17 protein-coding genes are annotated in these 16,752 nt (G+C 67.2%); 6 read left to right on the top strand and 11 right to left on the bottom strand.

What is annotated here, in order from left to right; all coding sequences use genetic code 11:
• Window positions 1–51 precede the first annotated feature (51 nt).
• Entirely contained in the window at window positions 52–282 is a 231-nt protein-coding gene (locus tag QE363_RS19085; RefSeq protein WP_307101176.1) for a hypothetical protein, read from the bottom strand.
• A 122-nt stretch (window positions 283–404) separates the two neighbouring features.
• On the opposite strand from QE363_RS19085, the gene QE363_RS19080 reads away from it, so the two are divergent.
• Window positions 405–2,372, top strand: coding sequence for a S9 family peptidase (locus tag QE363_RS19080; protein ID WP_309697836.1), 1,968 nt, complete (start codon window positions 405–407; stop codon window positions 2,370–2,372).
• 252 nt (window positions 2,373–2,624) lie between these two features.
• Window positions 2,625–4,454, top strand: a complete 1,830-nt coding sequence (locus QE363_RS19075) for an ABC transporter ATP-binding protein/permease (RefSeq protein ID WP_309697834.1) — start codon at window positions 2,625–2,627, stop codon at window positions 4,452–4,454.
• Between the two features lie 8 nt (window positions 4,455–4,462).
• Here the strand turns inward: QE363_RS19075 and QE363_RS19070 are convergent, their stop codons facing one another.
• The 6 genes from QE363_RS19070 to QE363_RS19045 all read right to left on the bottom strand — a co-directional run bounded on the left by QE363_RS19070 (window position 4,463) and on the right by QE363_RS19045 (window position 10,385).
• Complete coding sequence (locus QE363_RS19070; protein ID WP_309697832.1) at window positions 4,463–5,434, bottom strand: hypothetical protein; 972 nt, start codon at window positions 5,432–5,434, stop codon at window positions 4,463–4,465.
• A gap of 109 nt (window positions 5,435–5,543) precedes the next feature.
• Window positions 5,544–6,200: an SdpI family protein gene (locus QE363_RS19065; protein ID WP_309697830.1), complete on the bottom strand. Its 657-nt coding sequence runs from the start codon at window positions 6,198–6,200 to the stop codon at window positions 5,544–5,546.
• A complete protein-coding gene (locus QE363_RS19060; protein WP_309697827.1) occupies window positions 6,182–6,484 on the bottom strand; it encodes a metalloregulator ArsR/SmtB family transcription factor in 303 nt (100 codons plus the stop codon). The genes QE363_RS19065 and QE363_RS19060 overlap by 19 nt, the downstream gene beginning before the upstream one ends.
• Window positions 6,485–6,654: 170 nt before the next feature.
• Entirely contained in the window at window positions 6,655–8,130 is a 1,476-nt protein-coding gene (locus QE363_RS19055; protein ID WP_309697825.1) for a phytoene desaturase, read from the bottom strand.
• Entirely contained in the window at window positions 8,127–9,299 is a 1,173-nt protein-coding gene (crtY, locus tag QE363_RS19050) for a lycopene beta-cyclase CrtY (protein WP_309697823.1), read from the bottom strand. Before crtY ends, QE363_RS19055 begins: the two co-directional genes overlap by 4 nt.
• Before the next feature lie 60 nt (window positions 9,300–9,359).
• Window positions 9,360–10,385 (bottom strand): twin-arginine translocation pathway signal protein, encoded by a 1,026-nt coding sequence (locus QE363_RS19045; protein WP_309697821.1) that lies wholly within the window; start codon window positions 10,383–10,385, stop codon window positions 9,360–9,362.
• Between the two features lie 159 nt (window positions 10,386–10,544).
• Here QE363_RS19045 and QE363_RS19040 point away from each other — a divergent pair, with 159 nt between their 5' ends.
• Together QE363_RS19040 and QE363_RS19035 are read left to right on the top strand one after the other, a co-directional pair.
• Complete coding sequence (locus QE363_RS19040) at window positions 10,545–10,976, top strand: TIGR01244 family sulfur transferase (RefSeq protein WP_307101161.1); 432 nt, start codon at window positions 10,545–10,547, stop codon at window positions 10,974–10,976.
• Entirely contained in the window at window positions 10,973–11,377 is a 405-nt protein-coding gene (locus tag QE363_RS19035; RefSeq protein ID WP_307101159.1) for a hypothetical protein, read from the top strand. The genes QE363_RS19040 and QE363_RS19035 overlap by 4 nt, the downstream gene beginning before the upstream one ends.
• A 238-nt stretch (window positions 11,378–11,615) precedes the next feature.
• Here the strand turns inward: QE363_RS19035 and QE363_RS19030 are convergent, their stop codons facing one another.
• The 3 genes from QE363_RS19030 to QE363_RS19020 are packed head-to-tail and all read right to left on the bottom strand — an operon-like array spanning window position 11,616 to window position 14,344.
• Complete coding sequence (locus QE363_RS19030) at window positions 11,616–12,842, bottom strand: cyclopropane-fatty-acyl-phospholipid synthase family protein (RefSeq protein WP_309697818.1); 1,227 nt, start codon at window positions 12,840–12,842, stop codon at window positions 11,616–11,618.
• Window positions 12,843–12,860: 18 nt separating this feature from the next.
• A complete protein-coding gene (locus QE363_RS19025) occupies window positions 12,861–13,613 on the bottom strand; it encodes a molybdopterin-dependent oxidoreductase (RefSeq protein ID WP_309697815.1) in 753 nt (250 codons plus the stop codon).
• Window positions 13,610–14,344, bottom strand: a complete 735-nt coding sequence (locus tag QE363_RS19020) for a cytochrome b/b6 domain-containing protein (protein ID WP_309697813.1) — start codon at window positions 14,342–14,344, stop codon at window positions 13,610–13,612. The genes QE363_RS19025 and QE363_RS19020 overlap by 4 nt, the downstream gene beginning before the upstream one ends.
• 25 nt (window positions 14,345–14,369) lie before the next feature.
• Here QE363_RS19020 and QE363_RS19015 point away from each other — a divergent pair, with 25 nt between their 5' ends.
• Together QE363_RS19015 and QE363_RS19010 are read left to right on the top strand one after the other, a co-directional pair.
• The gene (locus QE363_RS19015; protein WP_307101151.1) at window positions 14,370–14,990 is read left to right on the top strand and encodes a flavin reductase family protein; all 621 of its coding nucleotides are present in this window, start codon (window positions 14,370–14,372) and stop codon (window positions 14,988–14,990) included.
• 518 nt (window positions 14,991–15,508) lie between these two features.
• Window positions 15,509–15,952 (top strand): hypothetical protein, encoded by a 444-nt coding sequence (locus tag QE363_RS19010; protein ID WP_309697811.1) that lies wholly within the window; start codon window positions 15,509–15,511, stop codon window positions 15,950–15,952.
• Here the strand turns inward: QE363_RS19010 and QE363_RS19005 are convergent.
• The gene (locus QE363_RS19005; protein WP_309697809.1) at window positions 15,943–16,701 is read right to left on the bottom strand and encodes a sulfite exporter TauE/SafE family protein; all 759 of its coding nucleotides are present in this window, start codon (window positions 16,699–16,701) and stop codon (window positions 15,943–15,945) included. The two genes, QE363_RS19010 and QE363_RS19005, sit on opposite strands and share 10 nt — an antisense overlap.
• Window positions 16,702–16,752 lie beyond the last annotated feature (51 nt).

The following is a 16,752-nucleotide window of genomic DNA, read 5'->3' as shown; positions in this document are numbered from 1 at the left end:
GGCAGGACATTTAGCTTGCAAACAGGCTCAGGTTACACGGCGTGGGAGCATTCAGCCCCGCGACGGCTTGCGCTCGGCCTTCGCCATTTGTGCGCCGACCCGGCGGCAGTCCGCGCCGATGACGGGGAAGGGGACATCGGTGTTGGCGGCGATCCGGTTGGCCAGATCGGCGCGGCACTGGGCCATGGTTTCATAGCGCGCGGGGACCATTCGGGCCTCGGTGCAATCGGTGCTGCCGTCGCCGCAGCCCAGGATCGCCATCACATAGAAAATCGGCTGCATATCACCGCCTCCACTTGGTCCTGAAAACTCTTGGCGGCGGCCAGCGGTTCCAAAATCGCGCTTGTCGGATGGCGGAAGCGGTGTCATGCTTCACCAATACAGTTACAGGGTGGGAGCATGATATGGTGTTCAAGGCTTTGCTGGCGGCCGGGGCCGCGATGATGGTGGCGCAATCGGCGATGGCGGCGGACGTGCCGCTGATCGAGCGTGCCAAGCTGTTCGGCAATCCGACCAAGGTCGGCGGCCAGCTCTCGCCCGACGGCAAGTGGATCAGCTTCATCGCGCCGCGCGACGGGGTGCTCAACGTCTGGGTCGCGCCGATCGCCACGCCCGACCAGGCCAGGCCGCTGACCGCCGAGAAGGGGCGGCCGATCCGCCAGGCCTTCTGGTCGCCCGATTCCAAGTCGATCCTGTTCGTCAACGACAAGGGCGGCGACGAGAATTTCCTGCTCTACGGCGTCAATGTCGCGACCGGCGAGCAGAAGGCGCTGACCCCGTTCGAGAAGACGCGCGTCCAGATCGTCGGCACCAGCGAGACGATCAAGGACCGTATCCTGGTCGGCGTCAACAATCGCGATCCGCGCTGGCATGACGTGTACGAGCTGAACCTGACCACCGGCGCGCTGACCAAGGTGATGCAGAATGACGGCTATGCCGGGTTCCTGGCCGACGACCAGCTGCACCTGCGCATGGCGGCCAAGGCGCGGCCCGATGGCGGTTCCGACTATTACCGGGTCAACGGCACCACCGTCGAGGCGACGCCGGTCGTGCAGTTCGGGCTGGACGATTCGCTGACCACCTCGCCGCTGGGCTTCACGGTGGACGGCAAGACGCTCTACTGGATGGACAGCCGGGGCCGGAACACCGCCGCGCTGATGGCGCAGGACATGGGCAGCGGCAAGATGGCCGTGATCGGCGAAAGCCCCAAGGCCGATGTCGGCGGCGGCCTGTTCAATCCCAGGACCGGCCGGGTCGAGGCCTATTCGGTCAATTACCTGAAGCGTGACTATGTCCCGGTCGGCGATGCGGTGAAGGCCGACCTCGCCTTTCTGAAGGCGCAGAACAAGGGTGAGTTCGCGATCGGGTCGCGCACCGATGCCGACGACAAATGGCTGGTGACCTTCGATCCGGTCACCGCGCCCGCCTCGACCTGGCTGTACGATCGCAAGGCGAAAAAGCTGACGCAACTCTATGTCAGCCGCCCCGAGCTGGCCGATGCGCCGCTGGTGCCGATGGAGGCGGTGGAGATCCCCGCGCGCGATGGGCTGACCCTGGTGTCCTACCTGACCAGGCCCAAGGGCGTGACCGGGCCGGTGCCGATGGTGCTGTTCGTCCATGGCGGCCCCTGGGCGCGCGACGGCTATGGCTATAACGGCTATCACCAGTGGCTCGCCAATCGCGGCTATGCGGTGCTGTCGGTCAATTATCGCGGCTCGACCGGCTTTGGGAAGAACTTCATCTCGGCGGGCGACCTGCAATGGGGCCGCAAGATGCATGACGACCTGATCGACGCGGTCGACTGGGCGGTCAAGCAGGGCGTGGCCGTGCCCGACAAGGTGGCGATCATGGGCGGCTCCTATGGCGGCTATGCGACGCTGGCGGGCCTGACCTTCACCCCGGACAAGTTCGCCTGCGGCGTCGACATCGTCGGCCCGTCGAACCTGTTCACCCTGCTCAAGACGATCCCGCCCTATTGGGAAGCGGGCAAGCAGCAATTCTACAAGCGGATGGGCGATCCCACGACCGAGGAGGGCCGCGCGCTGCTGAAGGAACGCTCGCCGCTGACCTTTGTCGACCGGATCAAGAAGCCGCTGCTGATCGGCCAGGGCGCCAACGATCCGCGCGTCAATGTGGCGGAAAGCGACCAGATCGTCTCGGCCATGGCGGCGAAGAACATCCCCGTCACCTATGTCCTCTTCCCCGACGAAGGGCATGGCTTTGCCCGGCCCGCCAACAACATCGCCTTCAACGCGGTGGCGGAGAATTTCCTGGGCCCGTGCCTGGGGGGCCGTGCCGAGCCGATCGGGGATACGCTGAAGGCCTCGACCGCGCAGGTGAAGCATGGGGCGGAGTTCGTGAAGGGATTGTAAAGGCGGGGCGGGGGCTCGGTGAGACCCCTTGCCCTCCCCCAACCCCTCCCGCCTGCGGGAGGGGAGTCTTACAGGACATGCCGTTGCCCGCAGACCTTGCTTCTCGGTAACGTGGCGAACGGGCGCCCCTGGCCGCTCCCCTCCCGCAGGCGGGAGGGGATGGGGGAGGGAACGCCGCTGGCTACACGTCCGCGATCTCCCCTCGACAGCCCCCATTGAACTTCGCCCCCGTTCCGCCGACATGGGGACGACATGCCGCCACTCGACCTTACCGCCGGTGCGCCCGACCGGCCGCTGATCCCGACGCTTCGCCGTTTCCTGCCCTATCTCTGGCCTGCCGGAGCGCCCGCCCTGCGCGCGCGGATCGTCGGGGCGATGGCGCTGGTCGTGGTGTCCAAGCTGATCCAGGTGCTGGGTGCGGCCTATACGCTGAAATATGCAATCGACCGGATGGCGGGCGGGGACCGGAGCGCGACGATGCTCGTCGTCCTGCTGGTCGTCGGCTATGCGGCGGCGCGGTTCGGCACGACGCTGTTCGACAATTTGCGCAATGCGGTGTTCGAGACGGTGGGGCAGGACGCGACCCGGCGGCTGTCCGCCGATGTCTTCCGCCACCTCCACCGCCTGTCGCTGCGCTTCCATCTGGAGCGGCGGACGGGCGCGGTGACCAAGGTGGTCGAGCGCGGGACCAAGAGCATCGACACCATGCTCTATTTCCTGCTGTTCAACATCGCCCCGACGGTGCTGGAACTGGGGCTGGTGCTGACGATCTTCGGGCGCAGCTTCGGGCCGGTGCTGGTCGTCACCACGCTGGTGATGGTGGTCGGCTATATCGTCTTCACCCGCAAGGTGACCGACTGGCGCAACGCGCTGCGCACCCGGATGAACGACCTCGACACCGGCGCGGTCGCGCATGCGGTCGACTCGCTGCTGAACTTCGAGACGGTCAAATATTTCAACGCCGAGGAGCGCGAGGCGCAGCGGTACGAGAATGGCGTCGCGGCCTATGCGCGCGCCGCGACCAAGTCGGAGAACTCGCTGGCCTGGCTGAACGTCGGGCAGGCCGCGATCACCAGCCTGATGCTGGGCTTCGCCATGGCCTGGGTCGTGCGCGAATGGAGCCGGGGTGCGGCCTCGCCGGGCGACGTGGTGTTCGTCTCGACCCTGTTGTCGCAGCTGTTCCGCCCGCTCGACCTGCTCGGCATGGTCTATCGCACCATCCGGCAGGGGGTGATCGACATGGGCGCGATGTTCGACCTGATCGATACGCCCGCCGAGGTGGTCGACGTCCCCGGCGCGGCGGCGCTGGCCGTCACGGGCGGGCATGTCCGCTTCGACCGGGTGGTCTTCGGCTATGAACCCGACCGGCCCATCCTGAAGGGGCTGACACTGGACATTCAGGCGGGGACCACCTGCGCGGTGGTGGGGCCGTCGGGGGCGGGCAAGTCGACGCTCGCGCGGCTGCTCTATCGCTTCTATGATGTGAACCAGGGCGCGATCACCATCGACGGGCAGGCGGTCGGCGCCGTCACGCAGGATAGCTTGCGCGCCGCGATCGGGATCGTGCCGCAGGACACGGTGCTGTTCAACGACACGATCGGCTATAATATCGGCTATGGCCGCGAGGGCGCGGACCAGGCCGAGGTGGAGCGCGCGGCGAAGGGCGCTGCCATCGCCGACTTCATCGAACGCCAGCCCCAGGGCTATGCGACGCGGGTCGGCGAGCGCGGGCTGAAGCTGTCGGGCGGCGAGAAGCAGCGCGTGGCGATCGCGCGCACGCTGCTGAAGGATCCGCCCATCCTGATCCTGGACGAAGCGACCAGCGCGCTCGACAGCCGGACCGAGGCGGACATCCTGGCGACGCTCCAGGCGATCGAGCGCGGGCGCACGACCCTGGTCATCGCGCACCGGCTGTCGACCATCGTTCATGCCGACCAGATCGTCGTCCTCGACGGCGGTCGCGTGGCGGAGCGGGGCACGCATGGCGAATTGCTGGCCTGGGGCGGCCTCTATGCCGAGATGTGGGCCCGCCAGGCCGCCGAGGTCGAGCAGGCCGAGGAAGCCGACGCGCTGCTCGCCTAGGCGCGATGTCAGCGGCAGCTAAGCCGTATCTGATGGGCGGGCTTGTCGAACACGATCGACGAGCAGCGGTCGAGCCGGTCCGCGCCGATCGATAGGCGATCGCGCTTGATGTCGTGCTTGCCCTTGCCGGTTACCACCACCTCATTGGGGTCGACGGCTTTGTCGGCGTCGGCGATGCTATCTGTCTTGCCATTGTCCGTGGTCCGCACGCCCAACGATCCTATGGTGAGCGGCCCGACGATTAGCGGGGTCGCCAGCGTCATGGTGCGGATCGGGCGCTCGACGCCGAAAGCGATCTCGGTCGTGCGGGTCGACCCGGTCAAACTGCCGCCATAGGCGCGGGCCAGCCGCACCGCCGCGCCCGCATTGGCCAGGGTGTAGGGATGGTGCGGATCGAAGCGGATGCGCAGCGGCCCTCCCTCCACCATGATGGTTGCGAACCGCTCGGCCCAGCCGCCGAACAAATCGCCTTGGTCGACCATGGGAAAGGCGATCGTGCGTTCCCCGGCGACCGGTTCGCGCAGACGGAAGCGGATGACGGGTTCGGGAAGACTGCCCGGCCCGAAGACTCCCGCAACTCCCGTGGCGAAGGGCTGTGGGGTAAAACCGATCCGCCGCTTCTGTGGCTTTTCCGAGCCGAACGTGACCCGTGCCACGGCGGTGCGACCTGCGATCAGCTTGGGCCCCACGCCATAGCCGACGCCGATCATGCCCGCTTTCATACCCGCCGCTTCGGCGAATTCTTGGGTGATGAGGGGCATGGCCGGAACGCCCGGATCGATGCGGACGATGCGCGTGACGCCGTTGATTGTGATCAGTTCCAGCCCATCCGGCGCGACAACCCGCTCCTGAGGGGGCGAGGACGCCGCAACTCCGAAGGTTGTGAGCGAAAGAATGGCAATCTTGGAAAAGTCAACTGCCACGAACACTCTCTCCCGTAATGTTGCGTATCGGCAACATTGCTGTGGATCGTGGCGCAATAAAGGCCGGATCGGACGAGCACCCGCACGAGGCCTCGGCTTCGCAAATCTTTTCCTTCATCCTGATGGGCGGGCAGCAGGTGGCCCGTCATCGCCGCTCAACATCGGATCAGTGCGGGGGTCTCATGCGCCAATGGAGATAGGAAAAGACGATCGGGACCAGTGTTGCCCCGAGCAGTGCCGTCAGCGCGAGCCGCGTCTTGCTATCGTCACCGATCGGCAGCAAGGCGCTCAGGGCGACGACCGCACCCGCCACCGCGAACAACCATCCGCCCAGGCGGTGGGTCGCGATCCAGGTGTCGGTGTCGATGATCGTCCAGGGCGTACGGATGCCGACGAAGAAGCCCGGCCGCGACTTGGGCATCATATTGCCGACCGCGATCAGGAACAGGCCCAGCGCGATCGGAATCAGGGTGCGGGACGGCGCCCAGCCCAGCACGGGGCCCGCAACCATCGCCTCGACCCCGATGAACAGGGCCAGCAATCCCGCCCAGACGGTACGGAGCAGCGGTGCACTACCCGCCATGTCGCGTTGCAGTGGCTCGATCCGGGGCAGGCTGGCCATGAACGCAGACAGGATGATGACCAGCACCACCGGCAGGAACAGCGCATAGCCCGGCTCGGTGAAGCGATCGGCCTGCCCGGCGGCGTTCCAGTGGGTAGGCAGCAACGTGCCCGGCGCAACCTGCGTCAGCGCCAGCGCGGACACCGCCGCCATGCCCCCCGCCACCATGGCGGACGCGACGATCAACGGACGGAAGGACATGATTTCGCTCCCTTGCTATCGTCTTCGCCCACGCCCAGCCGGGTCATGAAACCCATCAACACCTGCTCCAGCATCGACAGGTTGAGCGTGTAGAATATGCTGGTCCCCTGCTGCTCCGCCTGGATCAGGCCGGCGGCCTTCAGCTTGGCAAAATGCGCCGACATGGTGGGGCGAGACACGTCGAAGGCATCGGCGATCGCACCGGCGGACATACCCCCGCCACGCAGCATCTCCAGGATGCGGCGGCGCGTGGGATGGGCGAGGGCTTCGAACACCGGGTCCATATCCAGTGTTTAGCACAAAGGCTAATTAGTGAAAAGGCTAAATAGAGGCCGGATTGCCCGCCCTCCATTCAGCCCGAGCGAAGTCGAAGGCTATGTGCTGCGCTCACCCATGAGTGCTCTGCCGAGTCATCCCATGGCCTTCGCCTATGCTCAGGCTGAACGGAGGCGGGTTACTTCCGCTCCAGCATCAGCGCCGCCGTCGCCTTGGCGCTTCCGACCACGCCGGGAATCCCTGCGCCCGGATGGGTGCCCGCGCCGACGAAATACAGGTTCGGGATCGAATCGTCGCGATTGTGGACCCGGAAATAGGCGCTCTGGGTCAGGATCGGCTCGAGCGAGAAGGCCGAGCCCATATGCGCGTTCAGGTCGGTGGCGAAGTCCGACGGCGCATAATGGAATTTGGTCACGATCCGTTCGTGGATGTCGGGGATCAGGCGGCGGCCCACTTCGTCCAGGATGCGCTTCTCCAGGATCGGTCCGACCTCGTCCCAGTTCATCGGGAACTTGCCCATGTGCGGCACCGGGGCCAGCGCATAGAAGGTCGAATGGCCCTCCGGCGCCAGGCTGGGATCGGTGACGGTCGGGTGGTGGAGATAGAGCGAGAAATCCTCGGACAACACGCCGGTATCGTAAATGTCGGTCAGCAAGCCCTTATAGCGCGGACCGAACAGGATCATGTGGTGCGGGATGCCCGGCCATGCGCCCTTGATCCCGAAATGGACGACGAACAGCGACGGCGAGTAGCGCTTGCGCTCCAGCGCATTGACCGTCCGCCGCGCCGAGCGGTTGTCGGACAGCAGGTCGCGATAGCTGTGCATGATGTCGGCATTGGTCGCGACCGCATCCGCCTGGATGGTCAGGCCGCTCTTCGTCACCACGCCGGTCGCGCGGTCGCCCAGCGTCTCGATCCGGGTGACGGGATCGCCCAGGCGGAGGACGCCGCCGATCCGCTCGAACTGCGCGACCATGCCCGCCACCAGCCGGTTGGTGCCGCCGCGCGCGAACCAGACGCCGCCGTCGCGCTCCAGCTTGTGGATCAGCGCATAGATGGCGCTGGTCGTCATCGGATTGCCGCCGACCAGCAGCGTGTGGAAGGACAGCGCCTGGCGCAGCTTTTCGGACTGCACGAACTTCGACACCATCGTGTAGACCGAGTTCCACGCCTGATATTTCATCAGCGAGGGCGCGGCCTTGATCATCGATGCGAAGTCGAGGAACGCGACATGGCCGAGCTTCTCATAGCCTTCGCGGTAAACGCCCGCCGCATAGTCCAGGAACCGGCCGTAGCCCGCGATATCGTCGGGATTCAGCTTGGCGATTTCCGAGCGCAGCTGGGTGTCGTCGTTGCTATAGTCGAAATTGGTGCCGTCGACCCAGTTCAGCCGGTAGAAGGGGCTGACGGGATCGAGCTGTACGTCCTCGGACATGGTGCGCCCGGTCAGCGCCCATAATTCCTCCAGGCAGGACGGGTCGGTGATGACCGTCGGACCCGCATCGAAGGTGAAGCCGTCGCGCTCCCAATAATAGGCGCGCCCGCCGGGCTTGTCCCGCGCCTCGACGATGGTGGTCTGCACGCCCGCCGATTGCAGGCGGATGGCCAGGGCCAGGCCGCCAAAGCCCGATCCGATGACGACCGCGGTCTTCATGCGCGGCCCCCCGAATGGCCGCGCAGCGCGGCAATGGCGCGCAGGATCGGCACCGGCGGCCGTCCGGTCAGAATTCGTGCCTTGTCGGCCATGGTCGATTGCCCCGCATAGAAGCGCCCGATCAGGTCGGGCGGGAGTCGATAGAAACGTTCGAGGACACGGTATCGCTCATCGGGCTCGGCGGCCTTGAACAACATCGTGTCGAGCATCCGGTAGAAGCCGCGCGCGTCCCAGGCGGCGCGCGCCATGCGATAGGTCGCGTCGTGCAGATCGGCCCCGGCAAAGTCGCGGCGTTCGGCCAGCATCGCGGCCATGCGGATCGCATCGGGCAGCGAATAGCCGGTGGTCGGGTGGAACAGCCCGGCGCGCATCCCGGCCTTGGGCGTCCGGGCCCCGCCGCTGCGCCAGTAACCGTCGAAATCGCCGCCCATCGCGACCGGCAGGACGCCCGCCTCCTCGCGCACGACGGCCTGCGTGATCCAGCCGCGGCTGTCGGCATAACGCTCGATCCGCTGGACGATCGCGCGGCGGTTCAGTTCGGAGGAGGTGGAGTAATAGGTGTCCTCGACGAAGATCCGGTCCTCGGCGAAGGGCAGCGCATAGACGAAGCGATAGCCGTCGACCTGCTTGACGGTGGCGTCCATCACCACCGGCCGTTCGCAGCCATGCGGGCGCGCCAGTTGCAGTTCCTGCCCGACGAATTTCTGCCATCCGCACGACAGCGCCGACAGGTCGCCCGCGCCGCGCGCGTCGATGACGCCGGTCGCCTCCACCCGGTCGCCATCGGCGAAGACCGCCGCGGTGGCCGATACCGCCAGCACCTTGCGCCCCAGGATCAGCGCCTCCGGGGGAAGGACGCGGCGCACCTCGGCGTCGAGCCGGTGGCTTTCGATCGAATAATAGGTCTGGTCGAGGGTGCGGGCATGGGCGGGGAAGGCCACGTCATAGCTGCGCCAGCCATGCGCCACGACCCGCTCGACGATCCAGCGGTCGCGCTTGGCGACGTCGCTGCCGAAGAAGGACCAGAGATGGTTGCCGCCGATCGTCTCGCCCGCATCGACCAGGCGCACGTCCATCGACGGGTGGCGCGCCTTCAGCGCCAGCGCGATCAGGCCGCCCGCCAGCCCCGCGCCAATGATCGCAACATCGCAGGAGATTTTGGCCGCCATCCCCGCACCGCTACCGCAAAGCGGCGGTCAGGCAAAGAGCCGGTGACGGGATCGCGCGCGTCACAGCAGAACCGCCGTGTCGGGCGCATCGCCGGTCGCGAAGGTGCCGATGACCTGCCAGCGCGCCAGATCGATCATCGCGATCCGGTCGTCGTCCAGCGCGGCATAGAGGATCGACCCGCCATCGGGCAGGTTCAGCCCCGGCGCGGCGGCGGGCAGGGGCAGTCGGGCTTCCTCGGCCAGGGTGGCGGGGTTGTGGCGGGTCAGGCTCTTGTCGGCCTGGTTCGAAACGATCAGGCGGCCGTCACTCTGTACGATCACCCGCACCGCCTCGCCGCGCAGGGTCGTGCGGGCGCGGGGCTGGAGCGTGATCGCGTCGAGCGCATGGAGGATGCCCGCCGGGCGGTCGACGACATAGAGGGTGCGCGCGTCGGGGCTGAGCGCCAGTCCTTCGGGTGCGGCGCCGATATGCTGCTTGACCGGCGCAAAGCTGGCATCGTCGGGGTTCACCATGATGACCATGCCGCTCATCGTATCGGCGATATAGGCGCGGCTGCCATCGGGCTTCACCACGAAATAATGGCTGCGCGCGCCGCCGACCGGGATGATCCGGTCGGGCGTCTCGGCGGTGGCGGGGCGGTCGAACCGGGCCAGCACGCTGTCGGTTTCGGACAGCGCATAGAGCCTTCCGCTCGCATCCGTCCGCATGCCGTGCCAGCGGCGATAGGGCGCCATATCGATCGTCCGCGCCAGACGCCGCTGCTGGAGGTCGATCACCCAGAGCTGATGCCCGCCTTCGCCCGCCGCCTGCCAGCCCTTGACCCCATAGCCGCCGACATAGGCGAAGCGGCCGGCGGGGTCGGCGACCATCTCGTGCGGCTGCACGCCCAGCGCGACGCTGCCCAGTGGGCGCCCGTCGGGCACGCCGTAGAAGGCGACGCGGCCCGCGCCCTTCTCGACTACCGCGAGCGTGCCCGGCCGGACGGGGGTGGCGGCCTGGGCACGGCGCCAGGCCAGCGGCAGGGTGGTGGCGATGCCCAGCGCGGCCAGACCCCATAGCCCCTGGCGACGATCGATCAGCGACATGGACGGGCCTCCTGCAAACGATACATCATGGCCAGACGTGGCGCGGGCGCGGATGTTCCCCCCCCGCGACGGAGCCATGCGTACGGTGATGCGTCTTTTCGACAGGAATGGGGCGTGTCGCATGTTGCGGTGAAACGGCCCATTGAATAGGTGAGCCGCATGATCCGTCCTCTGAACGAAAGCGTCGCCGTCGCCCCCCAGATCCTTCCCGAGGATGTCGCGGCGATCAAGGCGGCGGGCTATACCGCCATCGTCAACAACCGTCCCGATGGCGAGGAGCCCGGCCAGCCGACCGGCGACGCGATCCGGGCCGCGGCGGAGGATCAGGGGCTGGCCTATACCGCCATCCCGGTGACGCCGGGCGGATTCAGCCACGAGATGGTCGACCAGATGACCCAGGCGCTGGTCGAGGCCAAGGGGCCGGTGCTGGCGTTTTGCCGCTCGGGCACGCGCAGCTGCAATTTGTGGGCGCTGGCGGCGGCCAAGGCGGGGCGCAATCCCACGCTGATCGTCATGCAGGCCGAGGGCGCGGGCTATGACCTGTCCGGCCTTCGCCCGACGCTGGAAGCCTTGTCGGGCGCTGCGGGATGATCCTGCCCGTCACCGGCACGCTGGCGGGCTGGGCGCTCGCCGGGGCGGGCGTCGGCATGGCCCTGGGCGGCGTCGGGATCGGCTGGCTGGTCCGCCGCCGCCGCGACCGGCGCGTCGGTTCGCCCGAAGAGGTCGCCGCGGCGGCCGAAGCGGCGCTGGCGGGCTTTGCGGTGTCGGGCGCGGTGGTCGGCGCCGACGGGCAGGGCGCGCTGGCGGTGGCGACCGACGGTCGGGTCGCGGCGATCAAGCTGCGCGGACGTCGGCTGGTGGTGCAGGAAATCCCGTGGACGCGGGTCCGCTCCACCACACAGGGGATCATCGCCGAAGCGGGCGGCCGGTTCGGGCCGGTCACGCTGGCCGGGGTGGATGTGCTGGACATCCGGCGGCTGGCCCCGCGCTAGGGCCGATCGACGTTCAACGATGCCTCTCCTTCCCTCGCCCCTCGCAGAGGGGAGAGGGTTGCGCAGACTTGGTCTTTGCGAGAGCAAAGGCTTAGTCGGAGCTGGGTGAGGGGTCCATGCGCGCAGCGCGCGAGCCTTTGGGCTCGCTCGACCCCTCACCCAAGCTGCGCTAGCCAGCAGGCTGGCAAGCTCCGCTAACCTTCTCCACTGTCCAGGGGAGAGCGGAAGAAGGGGGACTTCAGTCCCGCAGCGCGCGTTCGCCCTCGAACATGTAGTCGCGCGTGACCGGCACCGACAGGCGGCCGCGCGTCAGCTGTACCTGATAGTTGCACAGGCCCCCGTTGCGGAACGCCGCGCCCGCGCCCGCCAGGTAGAAGAGCCACATGCGATAGAAACGCTCGTCGTACAGTTCGACGATCCGGTCCTTCGCCGCCACCGTCCGCTCGTACCAGATGTCGAGCGTCCAGCCATAATGACAGCGCAGCACCTCCACATCGGTCAGGAACATGCGCATCCCCTCCTGCGCGCGCACGATCTCGGACAGGGCCGGGTTATAGCCGCCGGGGAAGATATATTTGGTCGTCCAGTCGTCGGTGACGCCCGGTCCGCTCAAGCGCCCGATGGTATGGAGCAGCATCACCCCGTCCTCGGTCAGCAGGTCGCGGCACTTGCGGAAGAAGGTCCGGTATTGCGGCGGGCCGACATGCTCGAACATGCCGACCGAGACGATGCGGTCGAACCGCCCCTCCACCCGGCGATAGTCGATCAGCTCGAATTTCACCTTGTCCGACACGCCCAGCGCCTCGGCCCGCGCGCGCGCGACCTTCAGCTGTTCCTCGGACAAGGTGACGCCCAGCACCTCGGCACCGCATTTCTGGTGCAGGTACAGCGCCATGCCGCCCCAGCCGCAGCCGATGTCGAGAACCTTCATCCCCGGCTCGATCGCCAGCTTGGCGGCGATATGCGCCTTCTTGTCGCGCTGGGCCCGCTCCAGGTCGTTCTGCGGGTCGGTGAAATAGGCGCAGCTATATTGCTTGTCGGTGTCGAGGAAGAGCTCGTACAGCGTGCCCGACAGGTCGTAATGATGCGCGACGTTCTTCTTCGACCGCCGCTCCATATTGATCCGGTCGACCCGGTGCTTGACCGCGCCCGCCGCCCGCACCAGCCAGGACGGGTTGAGATTGGCCCGGCCCGCTTCCCATTTGTCGTTGGCGGTCAGCAGTTCGACCAGGTCGCGGACATCGCCCTTCTCGACCAGCAGGCGACCGTCCATGAAACATTCGCCCGCCGCCAGCGCGGGGTTGCGCACGATCTGCCCCGCCACCCGCGAGTCCGTGAAGCGGATCGCGACGTCGGGATAACCGGGATCGGGCGTACCGAATTCGCGGACGGTGCCGTCATGATGGGTGAGGGACAGGCGGCCCTTGCGGACCGCGCGCGACAGAAAGAGATCGATCAGCGCCATATGGCACCGACTAGTGCCTTAAATTCCGGCGTACCAGTCATAATCGACATGGTCTTCCCAATAGCCGCCCTTGCCCAAACCTATGTTGGACAGGTTTTCGACCGCATCGATCGCCATGAGATATTTGGCGTGCTTGTAGCCCAGCTGCCGCTCTACCCGCAGGCGCAAGGGCGCGCCGTGGCCGACGTCCAGCATCCGCCCGTTCATGCCCCAGGCCAGGATGGTCTGCGGGTGGAAGGCGTCGATCAGGTCGAGCGATTCATAATAGGGCTGGCCGCCATAGAGATCGGCGCAGGTGAAGACGACATAGCGGGCCCGGCTGCTGATATTCGCGGCCTTCAGCACATTGCCCAGCATCGGCCCCATCCACTCGCCGATCGCGCTCCAGCCCTCGACGCAATCGTGGCGGGTGATCTGGCGGCGGGCCGGAAACTCGCCGATCTGGCGCAGCGAGAGCAAGAGGGGGGTGGCGACCAGCCCGCCGACCTTCAGCCGCCAGCCCTGAAAGCGATTCGCCACCAGCGCGGCATATTCGGGCGTCCCCGGATCGCGCGTGCCGTTGGTGCGGAAATAGGGCGACATCTGGTCGCGGCGATATTCCGGCGCCAGCGCGCCCCGGTCCATCAGCGCCCGCTGCAATCCCTTTTGCATATCCTCGCCCGCGAACAGGATCTTGCGCGCGGTGGGCTGCTCGATGATCCGGTCGCACCCGGCCAGCAACAGCCCGGCCCCGCCGGTCAGGATCGTCCGGCGACGAATCAGCGCGCTCATTCGGGAACCCTCCAGCGGCCGGTAATCATAGCGCGCATCTCGTTGCCCGCGCCCGCCAGGATGACCAGCACGAGGTGGACGATGGTGAACAGTGCCAACACGCTGGCGGTGATGAAGTGAATCGAGCGCGCCGATTGCCGTCCGCCCAATATCTCCAGCACCCAGGGCCAGGCGGCGTTCATGCCCGGCGACAGTGCGATCCCGGTCAGGATGGCGAGCGGCAATGCGACGAACAGGACCAGCACATAGCTGAGCTTCTGGAACAGGTTATAGGCACGGGGGTCCTTTTCGTCATGAAAGCGAAAGGCCAGATGCCGCCCCAGGTCCGCCCGGATCGCGGCGGCGCGCAACTCGCGCGCCCGGATGCGCAGGTCGCGCTGGAAATGCCGGGTCGCCAGCCCCCCGATCATATAGGCGAGGAGTCCGAACCCCAGCACCAGCGCGAAGAACAGGTGCCAGCGGCGCGAGATCGCCAGGTTGTAGCGCGCGGGAATCGTGATCCAGCCGGGGAAATGCGGCAGGCTGGCCCAGGCGTGGTCGAAATTCGCGCCGTAGCGTCCCCAATAGAGCCGGGGATGCGCGTTGGAGATGCCCAGCCCCGATCCCAGCAGGATCAGCACCGCGACCGCATTGACCCAGTGCCAGACCCGCGTCACCCATCCATGACGACGGATGACGGTTCCGGGCCCCTTCCGGGGTCTTTCCGGCTCGGTCGGCGTTCCGGCTTCCATTCGCACTCCCTTTCGGTGACCATCCATGATCGACAACTGGCATTTCTACGAACCCGTCAACGGCCATGGCCTGGCCCATGATCCCCTGAACGCGATCGTCGCCCCCCGGCCCATCGGCTGGATCGGCAGCCGGTCGTCGGCGGGGGTCAACAATCTGGCACCCTACAGCTTTTTCAACGTCTTCAACTACCGTCCGCCGCTGATCGGCTTTTCGTCGCAGGGGTGGAAGGACTCGGTCGCCAATATCGCGGAGACCAAGGTCTTCACCTGGAACCTGGCCACCATGACGCTGGCCGATGCGATGAATGCCAGTGCATCGCATGTCCCGGCGGAGGTGGACGAATTCGCGCTGGCGGGCGTGGCGGCGGAGGACGGGCGGCTGGTCGCCGCACCGCGCGTCGCTCAGAGCCCGGTGTCGTTCGAATGCCGCCTGACCCAGCTCGTCCGGCTGGAGACCAAGGAAGGGCGCGCGCTCGACCAGTGGCTGGTCATCGGCGAGGCGGTGGGCATCCATATCGCCGCCGATCTGATCGAGAACGGAATCTATCAGACCGCCCGCGCCCGCCCGATCCTGCGCGGCGGCGGCCCGGTCGATTATTTCGAGGTGACCGAGGCGGCTCGCTTCGAGATGCGTCGGCCCGACTAGGGCCGATCGCCATTCGGCGATGCCTTCCCTTCCCTCGCCCCTCGCAGAGGGGAGAGGGTTGCGCAGACTTGGTTTTTGCAAAAGCAAAGGCCTAGTCGGAGCTGGGTGAGGGGTGGGCGCTCGCTTGGCGAGCGCCGCGAGCCTTCAGGCTCGCTCGACCCCTCACCCAAGCTGCGCTAGCCAGCAGGCTGGCAAGCTTCGCTAACCCTCTCCCCTGTCCAGGGGAGAGGGAAGAAGGCTGGCTGCACCGCGACTGGCTTCACCATCGACCCGCAGGGGAGGCGGCCAGCGCGGCCATTAAACGTTGATTTAGATTATAGAGCCCAAAATGCCTGCCCAATGGGAGGCATGCGATGATTCGATAATATGCTGGTGCGATGGCGCGGGATGGCCGGGGGTGGGTCGATCCTGGCGCGAACTCTATTTCTCACCGCATGCTCCTTGCGGCGGTCCGGGCCGGGGTGGGGCTCGACCAGGGCAGGGCGCCATGCGGTCCCGATTGTGTCGAGGCACCCCTTATGCTGTCCGAATGGCTGCACATGCGCGAAGAGTTGACGCGCGTCATGACCCAACATCGCGCCCTGTGCGGCGCGTCCGCGCCCGATCCCGTTGCGCTGAGTCGCAACCGCTGGCTGATCTCCAATGTCAGTCGCCAGCGCGCGACCTGGCTGACCGGCACGGCGCTGCCCGCCGCCGAGCGGCTGGCCCATACGCCCGGCGGTGCTGGCTGGCTGGCCTTGCAGGCGCATGTCCCCGCCTATCGCCAGCGCATCTCGGGCTTCGTATCGCGCTGGCCGATCGAGGCGATCGTCAAGGACTGGGTCGGCTATCGCCACGCCACCGCCGAGCTGCGCTTCGAGATCGCGCAGTGGCTCCGCAAGGAAGAGGTCGCGATGCGGGCGCTGGTGGCGGAGATGGAGTCGATGCCCGCCATGCCGCCGCTCAAAGCCGGTCAGGCATAGCCGCGCCAGAAGAACACCACCGTCGTCACCGTCGTCAGGAGCAGCGTCCAGCCACGGATCAGGCCGGGGGGCAGCTTGCGCCCGATCAGCGCACCGCTCCACCCGCCCGCTATCCCGCCCGCCAGCATCGGCAGGCACTGGGCCCAGGCGACCATGCCGGTGACGACGAACACCAGCGTGGCGGCCGCGTTGGCGGTCGCCAGCATCAGCGTGCGCGGCGCGGCCAGTTGCGCCGGGCTGCGGCTCGACAACAAGCCCCAGGCGGCGGTCAGTATCATGCCGATGCCGCCGCCGAAATAGCCGCCGTAAATGCCCAGCACCGCCTGCGCACCGATCAGCGCGCGGGGGCCGGGCCGGGCGATCCGCGCCAGCCAGTCCGAGGCATGGCGCCCGGCGGCGATGGCGATCGTCGCGGTCAGCAACAGCCAGGGCACGATCAGGTCGAAGGCGCGCGGCGGCGTCAGGAACAGCAGCACGCTGCCCAGCAGTGCGAAGCAGAAGGTGATCGCCGCCATCCGGCGCATCGACACGCCCATCACCGGCTCCAGCCCATGGCGATAGGCCCAGACGCTGGCCATCGCGGCGGGTTGCAGCGCGACGTTCGAGGTGGCGTTGGCGATGGTGGAGGGCAGGCCGAGCGCGATCAGCGTCGGCATGGTCGAGAAACTGCCCCCGCCCGCCAGCGCGTTCATCGCACCCCCGACAAAGCCCCCGGCGGCGGCGAGGGCGAGAAAGGTCCAGTCGATCATCGGGGCGGGTAACGCATGGTGCGGAGCTTCCGTGCCTCAACCGAGGGCGGG

It is taken from the genome of Sphingomonas sp. SORGH_AS_0870 (assembly GCF_031453175.1).
Classification (GTDB): domain Bacteria; phylum Pseudomonadota; class Alphaproteobacteria; order Sphingomonadales; family Sphingomonadaceae; genus Sphingomonas.
The sequence above is the reverse complement of the archived record's forward strand: the minus strand, read 5'-3'. Positions and strand labels throughout refer to the sequence as shown.

Coding starts and splice junctions, on each gene's coding strand:
- QE363_RS19055 (WP_309697825.1), bottom strand. CDS start 8,130: ATGAAGACCGCGGTCGTCATCGGATCGGGCTTTGGCGGCCTGGCCCTG.
- QE363_RS19085 (WP_307101176.1), bottom strand. CDS start 282: ATGCAGCCGATTTTCTATGTGATGGCGATCCTGGGCTGCGGCGACGGC.
- QE363_RS19075 (WP_309697834.1), top strand. CDS start 2,625: ATGCCGCCACTCGACCTTACCGCCGGTGCGCCCGACCGGCCGCTGATC.
- QE363_RS19080 (WP_309697836.1), top strand. CDS start 405: ATGGTGTTCAAGGCTTTGCTGGCGGCCGGGGCCGCGATGATGGTGGCG.
- QE363_RS19010 (WP_309697811.1), top strand. CDS start 15,509: ATGCTGTCCGAATGGCTGCACATGCGCGAAGAGTTGACGCGCGTCATG.
- QE363_RS19045 (WP_309697821.1), bottom strand. CDS start 10,385: ATGTCGCTGATCGATCGTCGCCAGGGGCTATGGGGTCTGGCCGCGCTG.
- QE363_RS19020 (WP_309697813.1), bottom strand. CDS start 14,344: ATGGAAGCCGGAACGCCGACCGAGCCGGAAAGACCCCGGAAGGGGCCC.
- QE363_RS19025 (WP_309697815.1), bottom strand. CDS start 13,613: ATGAGCGCGCTGATTCGTCGCCGGACGATCCTGACCGGCGGGGCCGGG.
- QE363_RS19030 (WP_309697818.1), bottom strand. CDS start 12,842: ATGGCGCTGATCGATCTCTTTCTGTCGCGCGCGGTCCGCAAGGGCCGC.
- crtY (WP_309697823.1), bottom strand. CDS start 9,299: ATGGCGGCCAAAATCTCCTGCGATGTTGCGATCATTGGCGCGGGGCTG.
- QE363_RS19035 (WP_307101159.1), top strand. CDS start 10,973: ATGATCCTGCCCGTCACCGGCACGCTGGCGGGCTGGGCGCTCGCCGGG.
- QE363_RS19005 (WP_309697809.1), bottom strand. CDS start 16,701: ATGATCGACTGGACCTTTCTCGCCCTCGCCGCCGCCGGGGGCTTTGTC.
- QE363_RS19040 (WP_307101161.1), top strand. CDS start 10,545: ATGATCCGTCCTCTGAACGAAAGCGTCGCCGTCGCCCCCCAGATCCTT.
- QE363_RS19065 (WP_309697830.1), bottom strand. CDS start 6,200: ATGTCCTTCCGTCCGTTGATCGTCGCGTCCGCCATGGTGGCGGGGGGC.
- QE363_RS19060 (WP_309697827.1), bottom strand. CDS start 6,484: ATGGACCCGGTGTTCGAAGCCCTCGCCCATCCCACGCGCCGCCGCATC.
- QE363_RS19015 (WP_307101151.1), top strand. CDS start 14,370: ATGATCGACAACTGGCATTTCTACGAACCCGTCAACGGCCATGGCCTG.